The 6799-nt window shown below is 42.4% G+C and carries 7 protein-coding genes and 1 riboswitch; of the genes, 5 read left to right on the top strand and 2 right to left on the bottom strand.

All coding sequences use genetic code 11. From position 1 onward, the window contains the following. Positions 1–24 precede the first annotated feature (24 nt). Positions 25–666 (top strand): HTH-type transcriptional repressor FabR, encoded by a 642-nt coding sequence (fabR, locus tag ACED60_RS20935; RefSeq protein ID WP_010438693.1) that lies wholly within the window; start codon positions 25–27, stop codon positions 664–666. Further along, positions 666–1037 (top strand): YijD family membrane protein, encoded by a 372-nt coding sequence (locus ACED60_RS20940; protein WP_012605017.1) that lies wholly within the window; start codon positions 666–668, stop codon positions 1035–1037. The genes fabR and ACED60_RS20940 overlap by 1 nt, the downstream gene beginning before the upstream one ends. Before the next feature lie 80 nt (positions 1038–1117). Here ACED60_RS20940 and trmA read toward each other — a convergent pair whose 3' ends face one another. Next, the gene (gene trmA / locus ACED60_RS20945) at positions 1118–2227 is read right to left on the bottom strand and encodes a tRNA (uridine(54)-C5)-methyltransferase TrmA (protein WP_009848254.1); all 1110 of its coding nucleotides are present in this window, start codon (positions 2225–2227) and stop codon (positions 1118–1120) included. A 154-nt stretch (positions 2228–2381) separates the two neighbouring features. Further along, positions 2382–2585: riboswitch (cobalamin riboswitch) on the top strand. A gap of 39 nt (positions 2586–2624) precedes the next feature. Between trmA and ACED60_RS20950 the strand changes: the two genes are divergently transcribed. From ACED60_RS20950 to murI, 3 genes are read left to right on the top strand one after another with little or no spacing between them, the layout of a single operon-like run. Beyond that, entirely contained in the window at positions 2625–4385 is a 1761-nt protein-coding gene (locus ACED60_RS20950; RefSeq protein ID WP_371728376.1) for a TonB-dependent receptor domain-containing protein, read from the top strand. A 48-nt stretch (positions 4386–4433) separates the two neighbouring features. Beyond that, entirely contained in the window at positions 4434–5099 is a 666-nt protein-coding gene (locus ACED60_RS20955; protein ID WP_009848256.1) for an ATPase, read from the top strand. 60 nt (positions 5100–5159) lie between these two features. Beyond that, entirely contained in the window at positions 5160–5966 is an 807-nt protein-coding gene (murI, locus tag ACED60_RS20960) for a glutamate racemase (RefSeq protein WP_029225473.1), read from the top strand. Here murI and ACED60_RS20965 read toward each other — a convergent pair. Continuing rightward, positions 5929–6381: an RNA-binding protein gene (locus ACED60_RS20965; RefSeq protein WP_009848258.1), complete on the bottom strand. Its 453-nt coding sequence runs from the start codon at positions 6379–6381 to the stop codon at positions 5929–5931. The genes murI and ACED60_RS20965 overlap by 38 nt on opposite strands. Between the last annotated feature and the right edge of the window lie 418 nt (positions 6382–6799).

Genomic DNA, 6799 nt, shown 5'->3' on the forward strand with positions numbered 1-6799 from the left:
TGTAAAAGAAGATGTTGATAAAGTATGAAACCAATGGGCATTCGCGCACAGCAAAAAGAAAAGACTCGTCGTAGCTTAATCGATGCGGCATTTAGCCAACTCAGTGCCGATCGTAGTTTTTCTAATCTAAGCTTGAGAGAAGTCGCTCGTGAGGCTGGAATAGCTCCGACTTCCTTTTATCGCCATTTCAAAGACATGGATGAGCTTGGCTTAACCATGGTCGATGAAGGTGGCTTATTGTTGCGTCAGTTGATGCGTCAAGCTAGGCAACGCATAGTAAAAGAAGGCAGCGTGATTCGCACATCGGTTGAAACCTTTATGGAATTCATTGAAAGCAGCCCAAACGTATTCAGACTGTTATTGCGGGAGCGCTCAGGAACTTCATTTGAGTTTCGTGCAGCGGTAGCTCGTGAGATACAGCATTTCTCTGCTGAGTTAACCGAATATTTAATCACAACAGGAATGACAAGAGACGAAGCTTTTACTCAAGCGGAAGCCTCCGTCATCTTGGTTTTTAACTCAGGGGCAGAAGCATTAGATTTAGATCGACGTCAGCGAGATGAATTGGCTGAGCGTTTGATCATGCAATTGCGAATGATGGCCAAAGGAGCTTTTTGGTATCGTAAAGAACGTGAACGTAACCGATTAAAAGGCGGGATTGAATAATGTCGAATGAAAATAATACTGTAAACCATGGTTCTGAAAGAAAGACACTCGTACTTGCTGTTGTAGCAGGTGTGTGTGGTGATGCACTGTTATCTTGGGTAACAATGAGCGAAGTGGGCTTCTCTATTTTCCCGCTGATTGCTTTAGTGTTGGCTGTACAAGCGCTATACCAAGAATACCTAACAAATCCAGTATCTGAAGATATTCCGTTAGTGGGTTTAGCTTGTTTCTTTGTAGGTGCATTTGGCCACTCGGCTTTTGTGAAAGCACAACACCCTGATGCAGGTTCAAACTTCTTTGCGATTATCGTCGCGATGCTACTGCTCGCTTGGGTAGGTAAGAAGCTAGGCTTTATCGGTAAAACCGCTTAAACCAATCTATAAATAAAAAAACGAGCCAATTGGCTCGTTTTTTTGTATCTGCTGCTTAGCTTCGATTTAGAGAGCGAGGTTTACGCTTTACGCTCTAGGAACACACCTGCTTCCATATGGTGTGTGTAAGGGAACTGGTCAAATAGAGCAAAACGAGTGATGTCGTGTGTTTCGCTTAGAATGTCTAGGTTCTCTTTCAATGTCTCAGGGTTACAAGAGATGTACATGATGCGCTCGTAGCCTTGAACCATCTTACAAGTATCAACATCCATACCTGAACGCGGTGGATCAACAAAGATAGTGTTGCAGTTGTAGCTCTTAAGATCGATGTTCGCTTGCTGTAGACGACGGAATTCACGCTTGCCTTCCATTGCTACGGTAAAATCTTCCGCAGACATGCGGATGATCTGAACATTTTCAATCTTGTTGGCTGCGATGTTGTATTGCGCAGATTCTACTGACGGCTTCGCCAGTTCTGTTGCCAGTACACGTTCGAAGTTCTGTGCCAGTGCTAGTGAGAAGTTACCGTTACCACAGTAAAGTTCAAGTAAGTCGCCTTTGCTGTCTTGAGTACAGTCGACTGCCCACTCCAACATTTTCTCTGCTACTTTGCCGTTTGGTTGAGTAAAGCTGTTCTCAACTTGCTGGTAGATGTAGCTATCACCATTCACATCTAGCTTTTCAATGACGTAGTCGCGATCCAGTACGATTTTCATTTTACGCGCACGGCCAATCAGATTTAGGTTAAAACCTTCATCGTTCAATTGTTGTTTTAGCGCTTTAGCGTCTTGAATCCACTGCTCACCTAATTGGCGGTGGTAAAGCAGTGACACCAAAATCTCGCCGCTTAAAGTCGAAAGGAAGTCTACTTGGAATAGTTTGTGGCGCAGAGAGTGGTTGTCCTTCATTGCATCCGTTAATAGAGGCATTAGGTCGTTAATCAGGCGGCTAGCCGCAGGGAACTGGTCTACGCGATATTTTTCTTTAGTTTCTTGATTGAACATGACGTAATACATATCGTCACCTTCATGCCACACGCGGAACTCTGCACGCATACGGTAGTGTTGTTCTGGAGATTCATACACTTCCAGCTCAGGCACATTATATTCTGAGAACATTTCAGTAAGACGCTCAGTCTTTTCTGCCAGTTGTTCTTGGTAGCGTTGCGGGTTTACTTCTAAATTCGCCATTGTTATGCCTTTTGCTATCGTGCTTTTAAATCAAGAGCGCAGATTTTATTCAATCACAGGCGCTTGTCCAGTGTTGAGAGCCATTCAGTTTAAATAGACGACGAAAACTATAGCTTATAACTATCTTAGACTAGACAAATGATTCATAGGTCAATACTATTTCCGGCAAGCTGGTGCCATGTGGATGTATAGATGGCTGAAGAGGGAATCTGGTGAAAATCCAGAACTGACGCGCAGCGGTAAGAGAGAACGAGTATTCAAAGACACTGCAAATAGCATTTTGTGGGAAGTCGAATATTAGGTAACCATAAGGTTGTGCTCTTGAGTCCGAATACCTGCCAGCGGCTAAGCCATACAATGTGGTTTAGTAGGACTTTACGCGATTTAGGATCACAACATGAACAAATCCCTTATAGCGGTTGCTGTAGCATCGCTGCTTTCACCTATCTCCAATTTACACGCACAAGAAACATCTGCTGACGAAACCATGGTCGTTACGGCTAACCGTTTTGAGCAAAGCACTCAAAGTACAACGTTACCTGTTGTAGTTGTTACTCGAGCAGAGATTGAAGCGATTCAAGCTAATGATATTTACGAAGTACTACGTCGTTTACCTGGTATTCAGGTAGCGAGCAACGGCGGCTACGGACAAAAGCAGAGTGTTTTTGTTAGAGGTACTAACTCTGACCACATCTTAGTACTGATTGATGGCGTAAAAACAGCAAGTGCAACATCAGGAGGAGCAAATTTTGCTGCTATTCCACTAGTTGGGGTTCAGCGCATTGAGTTTGTGCGTGGTCCTCGAGCTGCAATTTATGGAGCCGATGCGATTGGTGGTGTAATTAATATTATTACAGACACATCAAGTTCAGAAGCAAAAGTTAGCGTAGGGTTTGGATCTGATTCATACAAAAAAGGCAGTGTGGCAGTGTCTGGTAATATTACAGACTCGACAAGTGGTTCTGTAGCTGTAAAGCGAGCAGAGACTGATGGGTTTTCTGTTCAAAACTCAGCAGGTGATCAAGACGCAGATGGACATGAAGTGACTGAGCTAGCACTTGCGATAACTCATAAGCTGAATGACGAGTTTAAGCTTAAGTTTAATTCTACTTACTCGGATGGTGAAACAGAGTACGATCCGAAAAATGCTACAAAAGATCAGACACTTTACAGTGCAATTGGCCGTCTTAGTTATACTGGAGAAACGTTGTCGAGCAACTTTTCTTTAAGTAAAGCTCAAGATTCTAGTAAAGATTATTACTACAAAAGTACTTATCAAACGGACCACCAGGCCGTTGCTTTCACAAATTTATTCACTGTGAACAATGAAGTTTCTATTGGTGCGGGTCTTGATTGGTCTAAAGATGACGTATCAGAGTCCTCAAAAGACTATGCCGAGAAATCTCGTACGAATAACTCGCTATATGTTAGTGGCTTTTATGACAACCAAGCCGTACAAGCTGAATTAGCTTTACGCGGTGACGATAACCAACGCTACGGCAAGAATACTACATGGCAAGCGGGTTTAGGATATTGGTTAGCAGCTAATTATCGCGTGACGGCTAATGCTGGTACGGCATTTAAAGCACCGACATTTAATCAACTATATTGGCCGGGCTCAGGTGTTCCAACCTTGAAACCTGAAGAGTCAAAAAACTATGAAGTCGCGTTCGAAGTCCATCAATCATTGGTTGATTGGAGAGTATCGGCTTACAAAAATGATATTAAAAACATGATAGTTGGATGGCCTTCAAAAAACATTGGTGTCGCTGAAATTAAAGGCTTAGAGCTATCGGGAGAATTCGATACAGGAAGTTTTTCTCACCAAGTTAGCCTTGACTTTATGGACCCGACAGATAAAAGCGATGGGTCTCAACTTTTACGTAGAGCGAAACAAAATGCTAAGTGGAACGTGACGTATTTTGCGGACAACTGGCAGGCGGACTTGAGTTATTTATATCAAGGTAAACGTATGGATAGCGGCAATGCTGAGTTAGATGAGTACTCGCTAGTAGATATAGCTGCGAGCTACTTTGTGACGGATCATTTCACAATGAGAGGGCGTATTGCTAACCTTTTTGATAAAGATTACACGTTAGCCAAAGGGTATGAAACACAAGAAAGAAGTTTCTTTATAAACGCTGACTACCAGTTCTAATTAACAACTAAACCGCCTTCGGGCGGTTTTTTCTTATTGGATATATCAATGAAAAAGAAAGTCGTCATGAGTTGGTCGTCAGGAAAAGACTCTACGTTAACGTTAGAGCGCCTACTTGAAAGCACCGAGTATGAAGTTGTTGCTCTGTATACTACGTATGTTGGAGATGAAGTTCCTTTCCAGGTAACTCCTATTGAGGTAGTTGCAATGCAAGCTCGATTGGTCGGTTTACCATTAATCATGATTGAGCTACCGGAAGTCTTCCCAAGTAATGAGGTTTATCAAAGTACGATTGTCTCGGTACTTAAAGATTCTAGTTTATCAATCGATGCGGTCGCGTTTGGAGATATGTTCTGTAATGGCATTGCCGATTACCGAAGAAGTTATATAGAGCCAGCTGGTTGGGAGTGTGTGTTTCCCCTAATGGGAGAGAGCAGTCAGGTACTTGCGAGTGAAATAATAGACAGAGGAATCGAAACCTTTCTCGTCACGGTCGATACCGATGCATTAGACATGAGCTATTGCGGGAAAGAATACACGTTTGAGCTAATCGACAGTTTACCGAGTCACGTCGACCCATGCGGCGAAGATGGTGAGTTCCATACTTTAGTAACGTCAGCGCCATGCTTTAAAGGAAGGCTTAAGATAGAGCTGGAAAATGTAGATCAGGGTGAGCGCTTTGTGCATCAACGCTACCGAGCCTGCATTATGTAGAGTGATGATTGGCGAAAACTAAGTGAAGGGGTATCATTGCAACGGAACTTATTACAGGTAATGGTTGTGTCGGAAAGCATACAAAAAAACATATTGATCTTTGATTCTGGAGTTGGCGGTCTGTCCGTATATAAAGAGATAAGCCACTTACTACCGAATCATAACTATACTTATGTATTCGATAACGAGGCTTACCCATACGGTGAGCTCGACCAGCAAGTCCTTATCCACAGAGTTCAAAGCATCGTCGCCAGTTTTGTGGCTAGCCACGCTATTGATATTGTGGTGATAGCCTGCAATACAGCAAGTACAATTGTGTTACCTACACTAAGGGCTAATAACCCAATCCCTATTGTCGGGGTTGTTCCGGCAATCAAGCCAGCATCGCTACTTGCCAATAAAGCCGTTGGTCTTATTGCAACACCCGCAACGATTACTCGTGAATACACACACGAGCTCATCAAAAACTTCTCTAGTAATAAAAGAGTTGAGCTTTTAGGTTCTACTCAGCTGGTGGATATGGCCGAAGATAAACTCCGAGGAGAGGCGATTAACCTTGAAGAGCTGCAGCAAATCCTTCAACCAATGATCAACACAATTGATGTGGCTGTTTTAGGGTGTACTCATTTCCCACTGATCAAATCAGAGATTCAGCAAGTGCTAGGTAAAAACGTGATGTTGATTGATTCAGGTAAGGCTATTGCTAAGCGGGTTCAAGATTTATTGGATTTAGAGAGCAGTACTGAAGAAGGGGGAGTGCGTGAGGCTTTTTGTAGTGCACTTCCTAAAAAAGAAAGTGCACTAAATAGTATGCTGAAGCAGTTAGGGTTTAGCTCAGCTCAGCTTCGTCCGTTTCTGGATGTTTAGGATCGTTTGCAACGCGTACTTTTAAAGTACGTTGCATGTAATCTTTATCGTTAAGTTCTGAAATAGCATGATTCACATCATTACTTGCCATAACAACAAATCCAAAACCTCTTCTTTTACCAGTACGTTTGTCTTTCATTAAACGTACAGCAAATACTTCACCATATTCAGAGAACAATTCACGTACATGTGATTCATTCGCTTTGTATGGAAGGTTACCCACATAAAGTGTTTTTGTTGAAGCCTTAGGTTCTGACTCTGATTTTGAGTTGGTGCTTGAAAAATTAACAACAAAAGCGGAAGCCAAGACACCAAGGATAAAGGTAATTGCAGGCGATATATCTACCTGAGAGAAAACAATGCCGCCCAATACAGCTAGCGCGACAATTAACAACATCGATTTTTTTGAGTTCATATCGGAATACTACATATTAATAAACGAAATATACGCATCTACCATTAACAAAATAGACACATGAATCTTACGTTCATGGCTTCCATTTTGCCAATGTATTGCTGTGATACGTCTCAAATGTTTAGTTTTTATTCGAAAAATGCGGATGTGGTGGCTTTTTAGGCGAACAAAACTTTTATTTAAAAAAGCTCTTGTGCTCTATATCGAACTCTCTATAATGCCGCCTCACCGACAAGGAGTGAGACGAAAGTCACGCTGCGAAATCGGTAGAGAATAAGAGTTTGAAAATAACCCTTGACTCTCTAAGTGGTGCAGGTATAGTACGCACCCCTAGCGACTGAGATGTAAGTCACAAAACGCTAGAGCTCTTTAACAATTTAAACCTATCAATCTGTGTGGGCACTCGTTGATGAATATC

The sequence above is a fragment of the Vibrio sp. 1F279 genome (genome assembly GCF_041439815.1).
GTDB lineage: Bacteria > Pseudomonadota > Gammaproteobacteria > Enterobacterales > Vibrionaceae > Vibrio > Vibrio tasmaniensis_A.